Raw genomic sequence first — 20,043 nt, forward strand, 5'->3', positions numbered from 1 at the left:
CGATGAAACCTTAGATGAACCTTAAATGCGATTTGAGCCGTTTGGCCTGCCTGCGGCAGGCCGGGCGATCAGTATGCGGCGGTGAACTGCTGACGAATGTGCTGCGGGTGTTCAATTTCATCGACAATAGCCACGGCCAGGTCGGCCACACTAATCGAAGCCGGATGTTCGCCGTTCATCAGCAGTGATGTGGTGCCGAGGCGGAATGTTCCGGTACGCGGCCCTGGTTCCAGTATCGCGGCCGGTGAAAGATAGGTCCAGTCCAGCGCCTGCTCTTCGGCCTGAAGGCGGCTGCGCAGCGCGCGAGCGCCCAGTGCGCCTGGCTTGATGTTGGCCGGGAATGCGTCGGTATCAACCAGCTCGACGCCGGGGGCGACTTCCAGGCTGCCGGCCCCACCCACTACCAGCAGGCGCTTCACGCCGCTGGCTTTTACCGCCTGCAGGATAAGATCGCTTCCGCGGGTGAACTTCCCATACAGATCGCTTTCCGCCCAGCCAGGGTTGTAGGCGCTGATAACAGCATCCTGGCCTTTCAGCACGCCGCTGAGCCACTGCACGTCGTGAACATCACCTTGTGCAACGGTCAGGCTGGATTGCGCTGCCAGTTTATTCGCCGAACGAGAGACGGCAACGACCTGATGCCCGCGCGACAGGGCTTCTTTAACGATTTCAGGGCCGACAAATCCGGTTGCGCCAATGATGGTAATTTTCATGAAGTCATTCCTTATTAACGGGTGTGGATTGCACTTTATCGCTTAACAGTAAAACTGATAAGTGGCATATTTTGACTTTTATAATGAAGTAAAACTTACGAATAATGGAAAAACTCAACAGAATGGCGGTGTTTGCCATCGTCGTTAGCGAAGGCTCTCTGGCTGCGGCCGCGCGCCGTCTGGGTATGTCGGCCTCGGCGGTGAGCCAGCACCTGCGGGCGCTCGAGCAGGCAGTGGGCGTACCGTTGCTGTACCGATCCACGCGCAAACTGACGCTGACCGATGCCGGCGCGGCTTTTTATCCCGACTGTGAGGCGATGCTGAACCACGCTCAGGAAGCCGAAAGACGTCTGGCCGAGATGCGCGATACGCTCACCGGAGAGCTGCGCATCAGTGCCACCGTGGGGATTGGCGGACGGCCGCTGTGCAGCGCGTTGTCACCGCTACTGTTACAACACCCCGGGCTGCGGCTGCGGATTATCGCCACCGATAACGTGCTGGATATGATTGAACATCGCATCGATATTGCCCTGCGCTTTAGCCGACAGCTTAGTGATGCCAGTTTCATTGCCCATCCGCTGGTCGAATGGCCGATGGTGATTTGTGCCGCACCGGCCTATCTGACCCGCCACGGCGTGCCCGAAACGCCGCAGCAGCTGGCAGGCCATCGCTGGATTCAGGGCCATCTCTACCAACGGGTGATTGAGCTGCACCATCCGCGCGAAGAAATGCAAACCTTGAGGCTTAGCGAAGGTCAGGTGCAGAGCGACAGCATGCTGGTGATCCGCGAGTTCACGCTGGCCGGAATGGGGTTGTCGCTGCAGCCGCTGAACGAAATCCGTGCCGAGCTCAATGGCGGGCAGCTGATGGTGCTGTTGCCGGAATGGCGGGCACCTTCACTCAAACTAACCGCGCTGACACTGGAGAGAGTGCTGCCGGAGAAAAGCCGTCAGGCGTTGCAGGCGCTGCGCGATTATTTTTCCAAATTTCTGCTAAGCGGACTTGCACAGTAATCGCCGACGAACTTCAATAGAGGCAATACGATCCAGAAGGAGGCGGTGTGGCAGAACAGTTAGAGTTTTTCCCGGTACCCAGCCCTTGTCGCGGGATCTGTCAGGCAGATGCACGCGGCTACTGTCGTGGCTGCCTGCGCAGCCGGGAAGAGCGGTTCAACTGGAACAGCTTCAGCGAAACACAAAAACGTGACGTCTTGCGCCTCTGCCGGCAGCGTTATTTGCGGCAGCAGCGAGCACAGCCTGCTTCCGCGGCTGACGAGCCGGATCAACCCACCCTGTTTTAAGTCGAGCCGCGTCAGCGGTTTATATTACGTTAAGGAGAGAGTTATGCTGCAAGCCGTGCAAATTGCCCCGCAGGGACCTGAATTTTCGCCGATGGTGATGGGCTACTGGCGTCTGATGGAGTGGCAGATGTCGCCTCAGCAGCTCACCGGTTTTATCGAACAGCATCTGGAACTGGGGATCACCACTGTCGATCATGCTGACATTTATGGAGGTTATCAATGTGAGGCGGCATTTGGCGAGGCGCTGCGTCTTCAGCCGTCGCTGCGCGGGCGTTTGCAGCTGGTCACCAAGTGCGGCATTGCCACCACCGCCAACCCGGAACACAGGTTGGGTCACTACCGTACTGACGGGCAGCATATTCGGCAGAGCGCGGAAAATTCCCTGCGCCATTTTCACACGGATCATCTCGATCTGCTGCTAATCCACCGTCCGGACCCGCTAATGGACGCCGATGAGGTCGCTGAGGTATTTATCCAGCTGCATCAGAGCGGCAAAGTGAAGCACTTCGGTGTGTCCAACTTTACGCCCGGGCAGTTTGCACTGTTGCAATCACGCCTGCCGTTTACCCTGGCCACTAATCAGGTGGAAATCTCGCCGATCCATCAGGATCTGCTGCTGGACGGAACGCTGGATCAGTGCCAGCAAATACGCATCAGACCGATGGCCTGGTCCTGTCTGGGGCGCGGGGAAATTGTCACTCAGCCACATCACCAGGCCCTGCGCGAAGAGCTGGAGCGGGTGCGTGAGGAAATTGCGGCCGAGAATATTGAACAGGTCATTTACGCGTGGATTCTGGCGCTGCCTTCACGACCGCTGCCCATTATTGGCAGCGGTAAGGTTGAGCGGGTACGTAGCGCAGCCGCGGCTGTCAGTCTCTCTTTGAACCGTCAGCAGTGGTTCAGAATCAGGAAAGCCGCGCTGGGCTTCGATGTGCCTTAAATAATGATGTTCCACGCGCGATCGTGTGTGGGATCGCTACCGTTCAGGCCTTTGTTTCACGGGGCTGAAGCTGCGACAGAGAGCAGTAAAGGCGCCAGACGATCCCCGCCAGTTCGCTCTCCTGCGCATCGCCGCTCTTAATCAGCATATCAATGCGCTGCTGTAACGTTGCCAGCGTGTCGTTCAGCGAGACATGATGAACGCCGCGTTCGCTGATGATGTTCTGCAGATCGTGCAGCACTGAATCCCGCACCGAGGAAAGCGCCCGGGAGGGCGTTTGCCACTCGCGTAGCTGCCAGGCTATTTGCGCGCAGTTCAATAGCACCATTCCCCAGCGCAGCAGCCAGAGTCGTGCATTTTCATCCCGGCTGTTGTTCAGTTGATTGATGCGATGATAAATCTGCGATGCAAAGCTGCTTTCGCTTAGTCGCGGTTGGCGCCCAAGCTGGTCAAGAAACTCGCGGCGCAGGGCGCGAATATGACGACGGCTGCGGCGCTTATCTGAACTGGGCCGTAATATGCTGAACGCTATCCAGAGCATCGTTACGCAGATAACCTTGGCCAGATTATCGTTAACGAAGCTCTGATAGCTGTAAACCGGAGGGTTGCTCACAGAGATGAACGAGCCTAAAAAGACAATCAGCATACCCCAGAGTGCCGCATACTTTTTCTGTTGAAGCTTAAAAAGCTGCATGGTGATCAGTAGGGGAAACAGGACGATCAGGAACTCCCAGAGTACGGTAATTTGTACCATCAGCCCGAACATCATCACAAAACTGAAAATTGATAGCAGGATGAACGTTTTAAGCAACAGCAGCGAGCTGCCGGTTGGTGACGGTGATGATGAATAGAGCACACATCCTATAGCTGCCAGCGTAATGCCGGATGTGCCAGAATCCCATTGTGTGGCAATACAGTAGCTGCATCCCAAAAAAACGACGCTAAACGTACGTATGGCATTCCAGCCCGCCTCGACGCTGTCCGCCTGGCGAGCAAGGGCCGGAACCACGGGTGGAGAAAGCCGGGTATCGCTGTCGGCGTGTTCAAACTGACGAAGCCAGCGCGAGTTGTTCAGATACAGCCAGCAGAAATAGCGTAAATGTTTCCAGTAGGCGTGATGCTGGTAGGCAGAAGTATCCTGCGGTGCTGCCGTTTGCAGGATCTGCGCCAGCCGATACTTGTCGCAGTTTTTTAACGTCAGTTCAGCCAGCAGCTGTTGGGTGGCTTTGTACAGAATTTCAGGCGGGTCCTGCCAGTTCAACAGCATTCTACGCAGACTGGATATGACACTGGTCAGGTGTAGTTGCTGGTGAAGAACATAATTCAACACATTGTTCTGGCGTCGGAAACGATAGTGGCTCCAGAAGGCTTGAACACGCAGCAGATTCATTGTCAGGATCTGGCTGATAACGTTTTCGTGCGCGTGGCGCATACCGTCCGTGGTTTCACGCTGCAGTAGCAAAGTGGCATGTTCAAGCAGCCTTGCGTGCATTTGCTTTAGCGAGTTGATCAGCGTTTTGCCGTCAGAGGTACTCGGCAGAACCATCATCATCAGCCCGCCGCAGAGGATGCCGGATATCACTTCACACACGCGTGCCTGTGCAATAGTCCACAGCTCGCTCGTATCGGTAACATTAACGCAGGTGAACGCGATAATCGCCGCAGTATACCCCGACAGAGAAAACGCGTAGGCGACGTTGTTCTGATAGTGATTCGAGACCCATGTGCAGAAAGCCAGCCACGCGGCAATAGTAATGGTAAAAAGCCACGGCTCGTTCAGAGTATGACCGGCAATCAACAGAGCCGCGCCAGCCCCGATCATGCTGCCAACAATACGGCCCAGGCTTTTGCTTATTACGCCGCCCACCGTAGGGAAACTGACGACAGCAGCTGAGGTCATTGCCCAGTAGGGCTGATCGAGTTGCAGGCCGTAAGCAATACTCAGGGCAAGACACATCGCGATTGAGTTACGCAACGCATAACGCCACTGGGCACTCGTCGCTTTAACCCATGGCAGTTGCTGCCACTCCAGCCAGCTCAGATTCATCGCGACCTCAGTGCTGTAAAGATATAGTAACCGTGGTACCTGCAACCAGCGGCAGATCCGGCGGAAGATCGGTGAGTTTGATACGAACCGGTACCCGCTGCGCCAGCCTGACCCAGGGAACGTTAGGCTTGATATCGGGAACCAGCCCGCTGTCGGTCTCAACGCTTTGATCGTAGATGGCTCGTCCGATACTTACGACCACGCCACCGAGCTCGCGGTCATCGCTGTAGAGGCGCAGTCTGGCCGTAGCGCCTGGCCTGATATGGCGCAGTTTGGTCTCTTCGAAATAGCCCATGACGTAAAACGAATGGCTGTCAACCAGTGCAAACAGGGGGGACCCGCTGCTGGCATAGTTGCCTACCCGAGTCATCAGGTTATTAATCCAGCCATCGACCGGAGCATAGACGTTGGTTTGCGACAGTTCCCAGCGGGCATGATTAAGCTGCGACTGAGCCGTTTTTTCGCTGGCTTCCATTGATTTGACCGCCAGATTCGCCTCATCCAAAGCTTCTGCCGAAATAACGTTGCGCGGCAGATCCTGCCGACGTCGGGCCTCATGCTGTGCTTTGACTAAATCAGACTGTGCTTTTGCCAGCTGCGATTCGGCCGTTGCTTCGGCGATGCGATAGGGATCGTCGTCAAGACTAAACAGTTTGGTGCCCTTGCTGACGAACTGATTATCTTCCACGTACAGATGCATGATTCGCCCTGAAACCTGCGGGGTAATGTTGACCAGCTCCGCGCGAACTTTGCCGTCACGAGTCCAGGGAGACTGCATGTAGTAGTTCCATAACCACCATGCAGCGCACAGCGCCGCGGCAAACACAATCAGGGTTGAAAAATACTTAAGCGAATTCAGTTTCATCATTTCATCCAGAAATCATCAACCACAGCCACAGCGAAGCGCTGACACAGAGCATAAAAATCGACAGATCCAGTAGCGTTGGGTGCCAGACCTCCCCGGAATACATCCAGTCCCGGAGCAGGGGATGGAGTATCAACCAGAGGAAAAAACCGGAAAGAACGGCCTTAAACAGCGGAGGGAAATAGAGCGAAGCACCAAAAACCAGGTCGGTGAATGGGGCCGCTGTAGGTGAGAGAGTCATCATCACATTGTAAATCCTTATCGTCGTCGGCCCTGTGGCGACTAAAAAATCTGATACAAGCGCTTTAAGGAGCGATTTGTATTTTGTCCTGTAAACTCGCAGAATAGTCTAAAATGATACTTGATAGCTAGCAAGCTAATTATAAGGAGTGGAAATTGGATACCCCATTGGGAACTGACCTTGCAAGACTGGTGCGCATCTGGCGCGCACTTATCGATCAACGATTGAAACCGCTGGAGCTGACTCAGACGCACTGGGTGACGCTGCACAACATTCATCAGCTGCCTCCCGAGCAGTCGCAGATACAGCTGGCAAAAGCAATTGGTATTGAGCAACCTTCTTTAGTGCGTACATTAGATCAACTTGAAGAGAAGGGGTTGATCGTTCGCAGCACCTGTGCCAACGACCGGCGCGCCAAGCGCATCCGTTTGACGCAGGAAGCCGAGCCAATTATAAATCAAGTAGAAGATGTGATTGATGCCACGCGTGACGATATTCTGGCGGGAATTTCCCCGGATGAAGTGAAGAAGCTGGTGACGCTGATTGCCCGGCTGGAAAAGAATATTGTCGAGCTGCAGCGAAAAGCTGACTGAAACAGGCGATATGCTGACGGTAAAATTGCATGAGCATCGCAGAAGTAATACTCATAAATTCGTTCGCGATGTACTATCAAACATCATCAACAGTATGATCTAAAACGATTTCCAGCGTCTTGCGTACAACGTCACCGGTGAGCACGCTGTCGGTGAGTTCCAGGATATCTATTAATTTCGCGATAATGGCTTTATTAGTCAGATGCTGATTGGATGCAAGAATACTGCTGATCACCTGACCCAGCAGCGCTGATTCTTCCGCCAGGGCTTCGCCTGAACTGCGGAAATATTCAGAAAGGTTGGTTTTCACAGTAATTGGTAATAGAGGAACGTCAAAATATCAATTGCTTTACGATGACAGAGCATTACAGTTTTTCCGTACGTTTGTCGAAGCAACAGAAAAAGAGAACTACTTTGAGATCCTACCTGCTGATTCATGGGCGTTTGTTTCTGATGGCAATAGTGTAAAAAGCGCATCGGTCCCTGTCGAGATTACCGCCGAATGCAGTTTTGCTTTCCAACCCATTGTTGATCCTCGTGCTCAGAAAACCGTATCTCTGGAGGCATTGATCCGTACAGCTTCAGGCGATAGCGCAGCCGCATTTTTCAACGGACTGGAAGGGGATGAAGTCTATCAGGCCGATCTGAGAAGTAAAAAGACGGCCTTCGCCCTGGCTGAAGCGTTAAACGTGGCCGCCCAGACACTCTCTATCAATCTGCTTCCAGAAGAGTGGATGTGGCTGGAGTCTGCCGGCGTTTCACATTTCCAGGGGCATCTTTTCGCGCCGCCTGCCTTCCAGGGCATCCCTGCGGTTTCCTGGTCCGAAATGTTGACCGAGATGTAACATTCATCCTGCTGCGCTGAAATTGTACAGTGCTGGCGTTAAAACCGGCACTGTCTGTTATCTCTTCTGAAAATCTAATCCTGTTAGTTATTCCTTTCTTTACTGTCGATTACGGCGTTTACATTCTGATACAGTTAAAGCAACCTGTACCAGAAAATGCATGACGACTGTATAATTGACAGAACCTTGTACAGCTTTAACATGCATACTATTTGCAATAACATATTGGCTGGGTATGAGGAAGTGATGAGGATCGAACCCGAGTCTGGCTTGAGGCCTGGCGACTTTCACAGCGAAGCTGGCATGTTGAAGTACTCGCTGAACCGCTGGAAAATCCTCGGCCGGAACTCTTTCCTGGCCAACACGTCTTTCTCTGGACGGGGAAGGCCCTTACGTTAACTCAGCAACAACAAATGGCGCACTGGAAGGCACAGGGATACGACGTTGCATTTCATGCAGTATAAAAAAACACCGGCCACTTGCGATGACCGGTATCAGTGATATTGTGAGTTTGGTGAACGGGCTTAACGAGGCGAAACGGTAATCTGGCTACCGTTTGAGGCCATTGCTACGCGCTGACCCACAGAGAAGCGGCTGGCTGCCTGCTTCTGTACCACCATGATGGTATTGCCATCGTCCTTACGTATTTCCAGCTCAACACCCTGGCTTTTATTTATCGCGGACTCAACGCCCTGGCCTGCTACACCACCGGCAATCGCACCCGCTGCTGTCGCCAGGCTTCGACCCGTGCCGCCGCCAACGGAGTTACCAAGGAAACCACCCAGTACTGCACCGCCGATAGCACCAATAACGTTGTTTTCTTCACCGCCCTGAATCTGAATAGGACGCACGGAAACCAGGGTGCCGTATGAGACGCTTTGAACCTGCTTGGCCTCAGATGCGGAGTACACATCACCTGACAATGTGTCGTTATTTGCACAACCCGCCAGCGTCATCCCGACAAGAGTCACGGCTAGTAAACGCTTCATCATATTAAGAACTCCTTTATATTGCAGTTGCTGCACATAGTCAGGCAGCCGTAATGGCATCATTATATGTTACCAGCTGTGCATTTCTCACTATTGGATATGAAAAAAGTAAAAGAAAATATAGCCTGCGATGCTTAAACACGGTGTCAATCACCGCATGAAATGTATTCGTGGCGCAGTTAATGACAGCGAGAATAAAAAAAAGTTCACTAAATCATGGTATTGCTAAGAATATTTTGCCAGGCTGGCATCATCATTCTCATGCCCTTTTACAGGGTTAAGGCAGACGCATGAAATCGGGACGCTATATCGGTGTGATGTCGGGCACCAGCCTGGACGGGGTGGACGTGGTGATTGCCGCCATTGACCAGCATATGGTGGCGCAGCAGGCCAGCTACTCGCATCCAATTCCGCACGAGCTGAAGCTGCAGATTCTGGCCATCTGTCAGGGGCAACCTTTGACACTATCTCAGCTTGGCCAGTTAGATACCCGACTGGGTAGACTGTTTGCCGAGGCAATCAATACGCTGCTGAAACGTCAGGGGCTGACGCAGGAAGATATCACCGCCATTGGCTGCCATGGGCAAACGGTCTGGCATGAGCCTCAGGGCGACGCACCCAACACCCTGCAGATCGGCGATAATAACCAGATCGCGGCCGCAACGGGGATTACCGTGGTGGGTGATTTCCGCCGCCGGGATATGGCGCTTGGCGGGCAGGGCGCGCCGCTGGTTCCGGCTTTCCATCATGCCGTATTGATGCATCCCAGCGAGCGCAGAATGGTACTCAATATCGGCGGCATAGCTAATCTATCCCTGTTGATACCGGGCTATGCACCACGCGGTTTCGATACCGGACCGGGCAATATGTTGCTTGATGCCTGGATCTGGCGGCAGCAGGGTAAACCCTACGATCGCGACGGTGCCTGGGGGGCTGGCGGTCGCATAATCTATCCGCTGTTGCAGCAAATGCTCTGCGATCCCTACTTCGCACTGAACGCGCCGAAAAGCACCGGCAGGGAATACTTTAATCTCGGCTGGCTGGAACGTCATCTGGCAATGTTCCCGGGCCTTGCCGCACAGGACGTCCAGGCCACGCTAATTGAGCTGACCGCCAAGACTATCGCCGATCAGGTATTACTCAGCGGCGGCTGTGACCGGCTGCTGGTGTGCGGCGGTGGCGCTCGTAATTTGCAGCTGATCGCAAGGCTGGTCGCATTGATCCCTGGTACTGAGGTCACCAGCACCGATAACGCGGGGATCAGCGGCGATGACATGGAGGCGCTGGCGTTTGCGTGGCTGGCGTGGCGCACGCTGAGCGGGCTGCCGGGCAATTTGCCAACGGTGACAGGCGCGCGCGAGGCCAGCGTGATAGGGGCAATATTCCCGGCAAATCGTCCGTTACGCTGATTGCATCTGCGGAAAGAGCGTTTTACGCTGGACAGCACTGACGTAAAAACACAGGAGAGGGTGATGAAACAGGGGATTTTTTTGGCAGCGCTGCTGCTTTCAGGCTGCAGCTATTTTCAGCATTCCGGTGAGGAACAGCCAAAAACGCTGCATTACACCTGCGGCACGCTGCCCTTAACCGTTCATCTCGACAACGCAAAAAGCGAAGTCAGCATGATTCTGGACGGCAATCAACTGACGTTGAAACAGCAGGTGGCGGCATCGGGCACCCGTTACAGCGACGGCAATTATGTGTTCTGGTCAAAAGGCGATTCTGCCTTCATTGAGCGTAATGACAAAATCATCATCAACGACTGCCAGCTGCAGAACGCTGGTTAACCCATTGAAATTATGAAGGGTGGGGCGCACAATGCCTTATCCCTTCTCAACCAGAAGTCAGAGCGATGAGCGACAGCGATCACCTGCAACAAATTGCCCACCTGCGGCGCGAATACACCCGTGGCGGCCTGCGCCGCAAGGACCTTCCCGATGACCCGCTGAAACTGTTTGAACACTGGTTTGAGCAGGCGGTAGCGGCTCAGCTACCGGACCCGTCGGCGATGAGCGTCGCCACGGTTGATGAGCACGGGCAGCCCTATCAGCGAATTGTGTTGTTAAAGCATTTCGACCGGCAGGGTATGGTGTTTTACACCAACCTTGGCAGCCGCAAGGCGCAGCAGCTGGAGAAAAACCCGAAGATCAGCCTGCTGTTTCCCTGGCATATGCTGGAGCGGCAGGTGATGGTTTTGGGCAGCGTTGAACGCCTTTCCACGCTGGAAGTGATCAAGTATTTCCACAGCCGACCTCGGGACAGCCAGCTCGGAGCCTGGGTATCAAAACAGTCCAGCCGCATTTCGGCGCGTAGCGTGCTGGAAGGTAAATTCCTCGAGCTTAAGCAAAAATTCCAGCAGGGCGAGATCCCACTGCCCAGCTTCTGGGGTGGATTCCGCATCAAAATTGATTCCATGGAGTTCTGGCAGGGGGGCGCGCACCGTCTGCACGATCGCTTCTTCTATCAGCGTGAAAACGACAATTCCTGGACGATTGACCGCCTGGCCCCCTGAAGCGCGAAATGAAACGTGAAATAATGGCTTAACCGCTGGATTCGAGCGGAGTGGGCCATTATTCTATATCCCTTATTTTTCTCCGCGTGTGAGCGGAAAGCTGTGTACCAGCTTAGGTGCAGACTTTTTTTACATGGAGTCTTAGATGGCCAGCAGTAACCTGATCAAACAATTGCAAGAGCGGGGCCTGGTAGCCCAGGTAACGGATGAGGACGCGTTAGGAGAAAAACTGGCGCAGGGCCAAATCTCCCTTTATTGCGGCTTCGATCCCACCGCAGACAGCTTGCACTTGGGGCATCTGGTACCGTTACTCTGCCTGAAGCGCTTTCAGGATGCCGGTCACCGACCGGTGGCGCTGGTGGGGGGAGCAACCGGTCTGATCGGCGACCCGAGCTTTAAAGCAACTGAGCGTCAGCTGAACACCACCGATACCGTTAACGAGTGGGTAGAGAAAATCCGTCACCAGGTCGCACCGTTCCTTGACTTCGCCTGCGGTGAAAACAGCGCGATTGCGGCCAATAACTACGACTGGTTTGGCGGCATGAACGTGCTGACCTTCCTGCGTGACATCGGTAAACACTTCTCCGTTAACCAGATGATTAACCGTGAAGCCGTCAAGCAGCGCCTGAACCGCGACGATCAGGGGATCTCATTTACCGAGTTCTCTTACAATCTGCTACAAGGCTACGATTTCGCTGCACTGAACGAGCGCCACAATGTCGTGCTGCAAATCGGCGGTTCCGATCAGTGGGGCAACATCACCTCCGGTATCGATTTAACCCGTCGTCTGCACCAGAACCAGGTCTTTGGTCTGACCGTTCCGCTGATTACCAAGTCTGACGGCACCAAATTCGGTAAAACCGAAGGCGGCGCAGTTTGGCTCGATCCGAAGAAAACCAGTCCGTACAAGTTCTACCAGTTCTGGATCAACACCGCCGATGCGGACGTTTACCGCTTCCTGAAGTTCTTCACTTTTATGAGTATTGAAGAAATCAATGCACTGGAAGAAGAAGACAAAAATAGCGGCAAAGCCCCGCGCGCGCAGTATGTGCTGGCGGAGCAGGTTACCGGGCTGGTCCACGGCGCTGATGGCCTGGCAGCGGCAAAACGTATCACCGACAGTCTGTTCTCCGGTGCGCTGAGTGACCTGAACGAGCAGGATCTGGCACAGCTGGCGCAGGACGGTATGCCAACGGCTGAACTGGAGGCTGGTCAGGATCTGCAACAGGCGCTGGTTAACGCTGAGCTGGCCCCGTCACGCGGTCAGGCCCGTAAACTGATCGACGCGAAGTCCATCAGCATCAACGGTACGCTGCAAACCAACGCGGAGTACGTTCCGGGCGAGGCAGACCGCCTGTTCGGTCGCTACACGCTGCTGCGCCGTGGTAAAAAGAATTACAGCTTAATCTGCTGGAAATAATCTCTCTCGCGGGGTCAGCCTCGCTGCTAAAGCCGGGTAAACCGGCTTTTTTATTGGCAGGAAAGTACAGGTCAGCACGATGAAAAATATTCTCTCCATCCAGTCTCATACGGTATTTGGTCACGCCGGTAACAGTGCTGCAGAGTTTCCGATGCGTCGCATGGGCGCAAACGTTTGGCCGTTAAATACCGTCCAGTTTTCCAACCACACTCAGTATGGCAACTGGACCGGCACGGTGATGCCTGCAACGCATCTTACCGATATTGCCCGTGGCATTAACGATATCGATCGCCTGAAAACCTGTGATGCGGTACTGAGCGGCTATCTTGGCTCCGCGGAACAGGGTGAACAAATCCTGGAAATTGTTCGCATGGTCAAAGCGGCGAACCCCAACGCCTGGTATTTCTGCGATCCGGTGATGGGGCACCCGGAAAAGGGCTGTGTTGTGGCACCCGGCGTGGCGGAGTTTCATCGGCTTTCTGCACTACCGGCCAGCGATATCATTGCGCCAAACCTTCTTGAACTGGAGATCCTTAGCGGTCGCAGCGTGACCAGTGTGGACGACGCAGTTACAGTGTCACGTGAGCTGATTGCCCAGGGGCCGAAGGTGGTGCTGGTGAAGCATCTGGCACGTGCGGGATATCGCAGCGATCGTTTTGAAATGCTGTTAGTGACCGCCGATGAAGCCTGGCATATCAGTCGCCCGCTGATCGACTTTGGCGTGCGTCAGCCGGTAGGCGTGGGTGACTTAAGCAGCGGTCTGCTGTTGGTGGATCTGCTGCACGGGTTGTCACTACAGCAGTCGCTGGAGCACGTTACCGCTGCGGTATATGAAGTGATGCTGAAAACTCATCAGATGGGTGAATACGAGCTGCAGCTGGTTGCGGCGCAGAATGCGATTGCGGAACCCGTACAGCATTTTGACGCGGTGAAACTGTAATCAGCAGGACGGTTTGCGGCTCAATGCCGCAGCGGTAACGTGTCGGGCAGGCCATCAGCGCCTGCCCGTTTTATATCAGATCAAAGCTTACGCGTGTGACCGTTTTTTCAAACCAGGCCTTCTGCCTTGAGCGCCGCTGCCACCGCCGGGCGCTCGGCCACGCGGTCAAACCAGCCGTTAAGCGCATCCAGCCCGCTCAGATCCAGTTTCAACGCGTGAGCCCAGCGGGTGACGGTAAACAGGTAGGCATCCGCCACGGTAAAGCGCAGACCCATCAGCCACTGCTTATCCTTCAGTTCGTCGTTCACGTAGCTGAATTTCTTCTCCAGCAGCTCGCGCGTGCTCGCCTTGAATTCATCAGGCGTATTCGGACGGAACAGCGGACTGAAGCCCTTGTGCAGCTCGGTAGCGACATAGTTCAGCCATTCCAGCGTATGGTAGCGGTTCAGGCTGCCACAGGGAGCCAGCAGCTGGCGGTCGCTCTTCAGGTCGGCCAGATATTGTACGATAGCCACCCCTTCCGTCAGCAGCGAACCATCGTTTAACTGCAGAGCAGGGACCTGTCCTTTAGGATTGATCTGCAGATAGTCCTCGCCCTGTTCGGTTTTCTTGGTCTGAAGATCGACGGTGATGAGAGTGAAATCGACGCCGGTTTCGCGCAGTACGATATGGGGGGATAGCGAACAGGCGCCGGGTTTACAGAACAGCTTCATTGTGTTCTCCTGAGGTTTGGGGGCATTCGGAATTTATCTTACTGCGCGCGTGGCGAAATGTCAGCGTGGCTGATCAATTGATTAAGCGGTTTTATACAGAAGGAAGAGATGAGGCAGAGAAATTGGCCCGGAGCAGGGTCTCCGGGCCGTCAGGCTATCAGGCCGTCACTTTAGCAGCGGCGGGCTTATCGTCCTGGGTCATACGATTCAGGCGCGGTGCCGTCAGCAGCATCAGCACGGCAATAATGCCGGTAGCGATACCAATCTTCATAAACACATCACCATAGATATGCAGTGATTCCAGCGGATTAGTAATGTCAGAGGGGATAGCCATCATGCTGGCTACGTTACCGGCAATCATCGCCGCACCGGCGGTGGTCAGGAACCACGAGCCCATGATAAAGCCCATCAGGCGCTGTGGTACCAACTGTGCCACCATCGCAAGGCCAAGACCGGAGATCATCAGTTCGCCCACGCTTTGCAGCGCGTAGCTCAGAATTAGCCAGCTGACCGACACAATTCCCTGCGCACTAGCGAAGGAGACGCCCAGCGGCAGCACGAGGAACGCGGCTGAACACAGCACCATACCCAACGCAAACTTGTGAGGCATTGGCAAGCGGTCGCCCATTTTGTTGTAGATAGCGGCCAGCAGCGGGCTGAACACCATAATCCACAGCGGGTTCAGCGCCTGGTACTGCTGTGGCTCGAACGCGATGCCCAGAATGCTGTGTTCCACGTTACGGATAGCGAAGAAGTTCAGCGAGGTTGGCATTTGCATATACAACACAAAGAACACTATCGCTTCCAGCATCAGCACGAAGGCAAGGATCATTTTGCGGCGGGCAACACCCTTCAGCGCCAGCGCTTCCTTCGCAAAGACCAGCACGATGCCGATAGCGATGACTCCCAGCACCAGGCGAGCAATGCCCTGGTTGTGCAACAGCCAGTACGCCAGAGCAATCAGCACCACAACCCCGGCCAGCGTTGTCAACAGTTTGCCCATATTCAGCGGAGCAAAGTCAGGCTTTGAACCGTAGTCTTTCACCGTCTTACGGAACACCAGGAAGTTCACCAGGGTGATCAGCATTCCGACAAAGGAGAGAGCGAAAGCAACGCTCCAGCCAAACTTCGCCGCCAGTACCGGCGTGGCGAGCATTGAGAAGAACGAACCGATGTTGATCGACATGTAGTACATGGTGAATGCGCCATCAAGACGCGGATCGTCTTTCGCATAACAGGTCGATAGCAGTGAAGATGGGTTGGCTTTAAATAAACCGTTACCCACGGCAATGGTCGCCATACCGAGATAGACCATCGACACGTTATGACCGGACCAGGCAATCAGCCCGTAACCCGCTGCAAGTACGATGGTACCCAGCACGATTACGCGTTTAGTACCCAGCACTTTATCACCCAGCCAACCGCCGATGGCCACCATGCCATAGACCAACGCACTGAAGGAGGCGAACAGCGTTACGGACTGTGCTTCGGACATACCCAGGGTATTGACCAGGTAGCCAGCCATAATGGCCTGCAGGCCGTAGAAACCGAAACGCTCCCACAGCTCAACGGAGAAGATCAGATAAAACGCTTTCGGCTGTTTAAAAGCGTTGAGGCTTGCCGCCTCGGAATGTTTGTTTGCAGTAGACACGTGTACCTCTAAATAAGACCTGTTTTTAAGACCTGTTTTGTGGCAGGAATTAAGCTGACGAAACGCGGGACGTACGTTCGCCTTATAGTTATAGAACAGGAAAAGCGGCCAACAATTTCGCCGATCGTTCCTCTGAGGGCAAGCATTTTTTCTATACTGAATTTCGTTATTTATTTGGCTATTACCGGGTAAATAAGTTTGCAAAGCAGAATTAAATGCCATTGATTTTGCATTAAAGCATTTTTAATTTTCATTGTGGCGCAGACTTTAGCCAGTAAGAAGAGTGCTCTGCTGGAGGTGGGGTTGGTGATATCATCTGTTGTTTATGGTTGATAAGTTAGTGTATTGCGTTGATTTAGTGATTTTAAATGGTTTAAAAACAGATGGTTGAGTGAGGATGGTGGTCGGATTGGCTGTTACAGCGTTTTTTTGTGATTAAAGTCAAAAAATGCTGATAATTGTTGAAATAAAAAAACTTTATCAGCGTATCCCTGTAATTTGCAGGGGATCAGCCGCAAATAGCGAACTTGAAAGGCGAATATGCGGTCTGTTAATGGTACTGAATCAGAATAAATGGTGGAGAGCGGGTGTTCGCGGTGTGGATCTGCAGGGGGGAAACGGAAGGGGGAATACCCGGTAGCTCTCTGCCAGGGCAATATAGCAATGCAGTGAAGGCCCTGCACAGTCCGGCCAGCTCTGGCCGTACGGTGCAGTTAAGGTAGTAACAGCAAAGGTTATATTTCTACCTTCTCTGGAAACTCGCAGAGATCTTCGATCAGGCAGGAACCGCAGCGCGGTTTGCGCGCCACGCAGGTATAGCGGCCGTGCAGTATCAGCCAGTGATGGCAATCAACCTTGAACTCTTTCGGCACCACCTTTAGCAGTTTCTCCTCAACCTGCTCAACATTTTTACCGGGTGCAAAGCGAGTGCGGTTGCAGACGCGGAAAATATGAGTATCTACCGCAATGGTCGGCCAGCCAAAGGCCGTATTCAGCACCACATTCGCGGTCTTACGGCCAACGCCCGGCAAAGCCTCGAGCGCCTCACGGCTTTCCGGCACTTCTCCACCGTGCTGCTCCAGCAGGATACGGCAGGTTTTAATCACGTTCTCTGCCTTGCTGTTAAACAGACCAATAGTCTTGATGTACTCCTTCACACCGTCCACGCCCAGCGCCAGTATCGCTGCTGGCGTGTTGGCTACCGGATAAAGCTTCGCGGCCGCCTTATTCACACTGACATCGGTCGCCTGCGCAGACAGCAATACGGCAATCAGCAGTTCGAAAGGTGAACTGAACATCAGCTCGGTGGTAGGGTGCGGGTTATTATCCCGCAGGCGGGTCAGAATTTGCTGGCGTTTATCTTTGTTCACTGAGCCACTTTTCCATTCGGCAGCACCGTCTGCGCTTCTTTTTCGGCTTTCAGAGCGGCGCGCTGTTTCATTTTATTATCGATCAGGTATTTCGCCGCCAGCAGCATGCCAAGCCCGATAAACGCCCCCGGTGGCAGCATGGCCAGCAGCATCGGCGAATCAAAATGAATCACCTCAATACGCATCGCTTTAGCCCACGGACCCAGCAGCTGATCGGCACCGTTAAAAATGGTACCGTTGCCGATGATTTCGCGAATCGAACCCAGCACCACCATCACGCTGGTGGCCCCCAGACCAATCGCCGCGCCGTCCAGCGCGGAAAGCGGAATGCTGCTTTTCGAGGCTACGGCTTCCGCGCGACCCACGACGATACAGTTGGTGACGATCAGCGGGATAAAAATCCCTAATGACTGATACAGGCCATAGGCATAGGCGTTAATCAGCATCTGCACGCAGCTCACTACGGCAGCGATAATCATCACGTAAATCGGAATACGAATTTCGGACGGCACCCAGCGGCGAGACATGGAAATCCCGCTGTTGGTCAGGGTCAGCACCAGCGTGGTCGCCAACCCCAGCCCGAGGGCGTTGGTGGCGGTTGAGGTCACGGCCAGCAGCGGGCAGAGCCCCAGCAGCTGAACCAGCGCCGAGTTATTCTTCCACAGCCCACCGATCAGCAGGGTTTTAGCTTCACTCATTGGCATCTCCACAGGTTGGCAGCGAGGAAATCTGCCCGGATAAGGTTTCAATATACAACGTTGTGCGCTTCACTGCATTTACCACCGCACGAGGAGTGATGGTCGCACCGGTAAACTGATCGAAGTCACCACCATCTTTTTTCACCGCAAAATGCGTGTCGTTGGCGCCGGTGACTTTTTTGCCGTTAAAACTGTTGATCCAGTCGGAGATACGCAGCTCGATCTTATCACCCAGGCCCGGGGTTTCATGATGCTCTACAACGCGCGTACCGTATACCGTGCCGCTGAAATCAGCCCCGACCACCATCTGAATCGCTCCGGAATAGCCATCCGGCGCGGTGGTTTCAATCGCTACAGCGACCGGCTTATCGTCCTTACGAGCAAGATAAAGATGGTGCGGCGCACTGTTGCCCAGCGCCGGGTTGCTGACGATATAGCACTCTTTCTGTATCGAGTTATTGTACATCTCTGGCGGTACAACCTGGTCCAGCAGCACCTTCTGCTGTAGCGCCGTTTGATGCTCAATGGTCGGTTTGGTCACGGTATTAATCACTGCGGTCATGCCGGTAGTGATGGCGGCAAACACCGCCAGCGTTACGCCGTTTTTTCGAATGGCATCCAGCATCATTTATCCTTACGATGGCCGTAAACGCGCGGCTGCGTGTAATAGTCGATCAGTGGAACGCAGATGTTCGCCAGCAGTACCGCGAAAGCAACACCGTCCGGATAGCCGCCGAAACTGCGGATCAGCCACACCAGCAGGCCAATCATCACGCCGTAAACCAGCCGTCCTTTATTGGTGGTGGAGGCGGTGACCGGATCGGTAGCAATAAAGAAGGCTCCGAGCATGGTGGCACCGGAGAACAGGTGGATCATCGGTGATGCCAGGGTTTCCGGCGAGGCCAGCCAGCCGATAGTGGCAAATAGCGTCAGCGAGCCGATAAAGCTCACAGGAATATGCCAGCGAATGCTGTTGGTCCACAGCAGGAAAATACCGCCGGCCAGGTAGCCAATGTTAATCCACTGCCAGCCAGGCCCGGCTAACACGCCGCTATAAATCGGCTGCGCCAGTAGCTGTTCCGCGGAATGCCCGGCGCGCAGGCCGGTCTTAAAGGTATCCAGCGGTGTTGCCTGACTGATGCCGTCAATGCCGATCTGCAGCTGCTGCATGTTATGACCATCCACAGTGTGGAAATGGAAAATCATGCTCAACGTGTCGCTAAAGGTCGGCGTAATGCCCTGTAACGAATCCGGCGGCAGCCAGCTGGTCATCTGTACCGGGAAGGAGATCAGCAATACAACATAGCCGACCATCGCCGGGTTGAAAGGGTTCTGCCCCAGGCCACCGTACAGCTGCTTGGAGATCACCACCGCAAAAAGAGTCCCGATCACCACAATCCACCATGGCGCCAGCGGCGGGATACTGATCCCCAGCAGCAGGGCGGTCAGTAGTGCAGAATTGTCCTTGAGCGTGGGGACCAGAGGCAGCTTACGCAGACGGAGGATTGCGGCTTCTGCGCCAATGCCGGCAACGGCGGCGATCAACACCTGGATAATATTTCCCCAACCGAAGAAGTACCACTGCGCGACCATGCCGGGGATAGCGGCAAGCAGTACCAGCAGCATAATGGTACTGGTGCTGCGGCGGTTATGGGTATAGGGGGAGCTTGCAATACGAAATGCCATTTAATCCTCTTGCGTCGAAGGCTGCTGAGCTTTGCGCGCTTTGACTCGCGCAATCGCCGCAGCCACCGCTGCTTTACGTGCATCATCAGAAGCGACCGCTTCCTGTTCAATTTCTACTGCTGGCATCCGGGCATCAGGTGCTTCTTCAATTTTATGGCTCGCCTGCGCCGCTTTCTTCGCTTTAGCGCGGGCAATGGCAGCAGCGACGGCGGCTTTGCGTGGATCTTCTGCAACTGCCGGTTCAGCAACGATTTCGGTAACGGATTCAGCCGCAGCTTCAGGCTTCACGGCCGGGGCCTCGGCAATCGAATCACCCGCCTGCGCCGCTTTCCTGGCTTTAGCACGGGCGATGGCAGCAGCGACGGCGGCTTTGCGTGGGTCTTCTGCAACTGCCGGTTCAGCAACGGTTGCGGTAACGGATTCAGCTGTAGCTTCAGGCTTCACGATCGGGGCCTCGGCAATCGAATCACCCGCCTGCGCCGCTTTCCTGGCTTTAGCGCGGGTGATGGCAGCAGCGACG

The 20,043-nt window shown here is 54.4% G+C and carries 22 protein-coding genes and 2 pseudogenes; 11 read left to right on the forward strand and 13 right to left on the reverse strand.

Annotation, left to right across the window (positions count from 1 at the left end; genetic code table 11):
- Positions 1-68: 68 nt before the first annotated feature.
- On the reverse strand, positions 69-713 hold the full coding sequence (locus AC07U6_RS00580; RefSeq protein WP_494762605.1) for an NAD(P)-dependent oxidoreductase: 645 nt from the start codon (positions 711-713) through the stop codon (positions 69-71).
- Between the two features lie 104 nt (positions 714-817).
- Between AC07U6_RS00580 and AC07U6_RS00585 the strand changes: the two genes are divergently transcribed.
- Genes AC07U6_RS00585 through AC07U6_RS00595 form a run of 3 tightly spaced genes read left to right on the forward strand, consistent with a single transcriptional unit; the run spans position 818 to position 2,953 of the window.
- Positions 818-1,726 carry a LysR substrate-binding domain-containing protein gene (locus AC07U6_RS00585; protein ID WP_494762606.1) on the forward strand — a complete coding sequence of 303 codons (909 nt, stop codon included), beginning with the start codon at positions 818-820 and terminating at the stop codon, positions 1,724-1,726.
- A 47-nt stretch (positions 1,727-1,773) separates the two neighbouring features.
- Positions 1,774-2,013, forward strand: a complete 240-nt coding sequence (locus AC07U6_RS00590) for a DUF1289 domain-containing protein (protein WP_494762607.1) — start codon at positions 1,774-1,776, stop codon at positions 2,011-2,013.
- A gap of 43 nt (positions 2,014-2,056) precedes the next feature.
- On the forward strand, positions 2,057-2,953 hold the full coding sequence (locus AC07U6_RS00595) for an aldo/keto reductase (RefSeq protein WP_494762608.1): 897 nt from the start codon (positions 2,057-2,059) through the stop codon (positions 2,951-2,953).
- A gap of 43 nt (positions 2,954-2,996) precedes the next feature.
- Here AC07U6_RS00595 and AC07U6_RS00600 read toward each other — a convergent pair whose 3' ends face one another.
- From AC07U6_RS00600 to AC07U6_RS00610, 3 genes are read right to left on the reverse strand one after another with little or no spacing between them, the layout of a single operon-like run.
- Complete coding sequence (locus AC07U6_RS00600; protein ID WP_494762609.1) at positions 2,997-5,000, reverse strand: FUSC family protein; 2,004 nt, start codon at positions 4,998-5,000, stop codon at positions 2,997-2,999.
- A 7-nt stretch (positions 5,001-5,007) separates the two neighbouring features.
- A complete protein-coding gene (locus AC07U6_RS00605; protein WP_494764484.1) occupies positions 5,008-5,865 on the reverse strand; it encodes an efflux RND transporter periplasmic adaptor subunit in 858 nt (285 codons plus the stop codon).
- A gap of 4 nt (positions 5,866-5,869) precedes the next feature.
- Positions 5,870-6,109: a DUF1656 domain-containing protein gene (locus tag AC07U6_RS00610; protein ID WP_494764485.1), complete on the reverse strand. Its 240-nt coding sequence runs from the start codon at positions 6,107-6,109 to the stop codon at positions 5,870-5,872.
- A 152-nt stretch (positions 6,110-6,261) separates the two neighbouring features.
- Here AC07U6_RS00610 and slyA point away from each other — a divergent pair, with 152 nt between their 5' ends.
- Entirely contained in the window at positions 6,262-6,699 is a 438-nt protein-coding gene (gene slyA, locus AC07U6_RS00615; protein WP_494762610.1) for a transcriptional regulator SlyA, read from the forward strand.
- Between the two features lie 76 nt (positions 6,700-6,775).
- Here slyA and AC07U6_RS00620 read toward each other — a convergent pair whose 3' ends face one another.
- Positions 6,776-7,015: a biofilm development regulator YmgB/AriR family protein gene (locus tag AC07U6_RS00620; RefSeq protein ID WP_494764486.1), complete on the reverse strand. Its 240-nt coding sequence runs from the start codon at positions 7,013-7,015 to the stop codon at positions 6,776-6,778.
- A gap of 28 nt (positions 7,016-7,043) precedes the next feature.
- Here AC07U6_RS00620 and AC07U6_RS00625 point away from each other — a divergent pair, with 28 nt between their 5' ends.
- On the forward strand, positions 7,044-7,544 hold the full coding sequence (locus AC07U6_RS00625; RefSeq protein WP_494762611.1) for a hypothetical protein: 501 nt from the start codon (positions 7,044-7,046) through the stop codon (positions 7,542-7,544).
- 242 nt (positions 7,545-7,786) lie between these two features.
- Positions 7,787-8,008, forward strand: a pseudogene (locus AC07U6_RS00630) (helix-turn-helix-type transcriptional regulator); the annotation flags it as partial.
- A 60-nt stretch (positions 8,009-8,068) separates the two neighbouring features.
- Here AC07U6_RS00630 and slyB read toward each other — a convergent pair.
- Positions 8,069-8,536 (reverse strand): outer membrane lipoprotein SlyB, encoded by a 468-nt coding sequence (gene slyB / locus AC07U6_RS00635; protein WP_494762612.1) that lies wholly within the window; start codon positions 8,534-8,536, stop codon positions 8,069-8,071.
- A gap of 287 nt (positions 8,537-8,823) precedes the next feature.
- On the opposite strand from slyB, the gene anmK reads away from it, so the two are divergent.
- From anmK to pdxY, 5 genes are all read left to right on the forward strand, one after another.
- Positions 8,824-9,942: an anhydro-N-acetylmuramic acid kinase gene (gene anmK, locus AC07U6_RS00640; protein WP_494762613.1), complete on the forward strand. Its 1,119-nt coding sequence runs from the start codon at positions 8,824-8,826 to the stop codon at positions 9,940-9,942.
- Between the two features lie 63 nt (positions 9,943-10,005).
- A complete protein-coding gene (locus AC07U6_RS00645) occupies positions 10,006-10,320 on the forward strand; it encodes an MliC family protein (RefSeq protein ID WP_494762614.1) in 315 nt (104 codons plus the stop codon).
- A 65-nt stretch (positions 10,321-10,385) separates the two neighbouring features.
- On the forward strand, positions 10,386-11,045 hold the full coding sequence (gene pdxH, locus AC07U6_RS00650; RefSeq protein ID WP_494762615.1) for a pyridoxamine 5'-phosphate oxidase: 660 nt from the start codon (positions 10,386-10,388) through the stop codon (positions 11,043-11,045).
- Positions 11,046-11,190: 145 nt separating this feature from the next.
- Positions 11,191-12,465, forward strand: a complete 1,275-nt coding sequence (gene tyrS / locus AC07U6_RS00655; RefSeq protein WP_494762616.1) for a tyrosine--tRNA ligase — start codon at positions 11,191-11,193, stop codon at positions 12,463-12,465.
- Positions 12,466-12,544: 79 nt separating this feature from the next.
- The gene (pdxY, locus tag AC07U6_RS00660; protein WP_494762617.1) at positions 12,545-13,405 is read left to right on the forward strand and encodes a pyridoxal kinase PdxY; all 861 of its coding nucleotides are present in this window, start codon (positions 12,545-12,547) and stop codon (positions 13,403-13,405) included.
- A gap of 107 nt (positions 13,406-13,512) precedes the next feature.
- On the opposite strand, the gene gstA is transcribed toward pdxY, so the two are convergent.
- The 7 genes and pseudogenes from gstA to AC07U6_RS00695 all read right to left on the reverse strand — a co-directional run.
- Positions 13,513-14,118 (reverse strand): glutathione transferase GstA, encoded by a 606-nt coding sequence (gstA, locus tag AC07U6_RS00665; protein WP_494762618.1) that lies wholly within the window; start codon positions 14,116-14,118, stop codon positions 13,513-13,515.
- Between the two features lie 157 nt (positions 14,119-14,275).
- On the reverse strand, positions 14,276-15,769 hold the full coding sequence (dtpA, locus tag AC07U6_RS00670; protein WP_494762619.1) for a dipeptide/tripeptide permease DtpA: 1,494 nt from the start codon (positions 15,767-15,769) through the stop codon (positions 14,276-14,278).
- A gap of 734 nt (positions 15,770-16,503) precedes the next feature.
- Positions 16,504-17,139 carry an endonuclease III gene (nth, locus tag AC07U6_RS00675; RefSeq protein ID WP_494762620.1) on the reverse strand — a complete coding sequence of 212 codons (636 nt, stop codon included), beginning with the start codon at positions 17,137-17,139 and terminating at the stop codon, positions 16,504-16,506.
- Positions 17,136-17,837, reverse strand: coding sequence for an electron transport complex subunit E (locus AC07U6_RS00680; RefSeq protein WP_494762621.1), 702 nt, complete (start codon positions 17,835-17,837; stop codon positions 17,136-17,138). Before AC07U6_RS00680 ends, nth begins: the two co-directional genes overlap by 4 nt.
- Complete coding sequence (rsxG, locus tag AC07U6_RS00685; RefSeq protein WP_494764487.1) at positions 17,830-18,462, reverse strand: electron transport complex subunit RsxG; 633 nt, start codon at positions 18,460-18,462, stop codon at positions 17,830-17,832. Before rsxG ends, AC07U6_RS00680 begins: the two co-directional genes overlap by 8 nt.
- Entirely contained in the window at positions 18,462-19,523 is a 1,062-nt protein-coding gene (gene rsxD, locus AC07U6_RS00690) for an electron transport complex subunit RsxD (protein WP_494762622.1), read from the reverse strand. Before rsxD ends, rsxG begins: the two co-directional genes overlap by 1 nt.
- A pseudogene (locus tag AC07U6_RS00695) lies at positions 19,524-20,043 on the reverse strand (electron transport complex subunit RsxC); the annotation flags it as partial.

Source organism: Erwinia sp. GW821-FHT03D09, assembly GCF_059420805.1.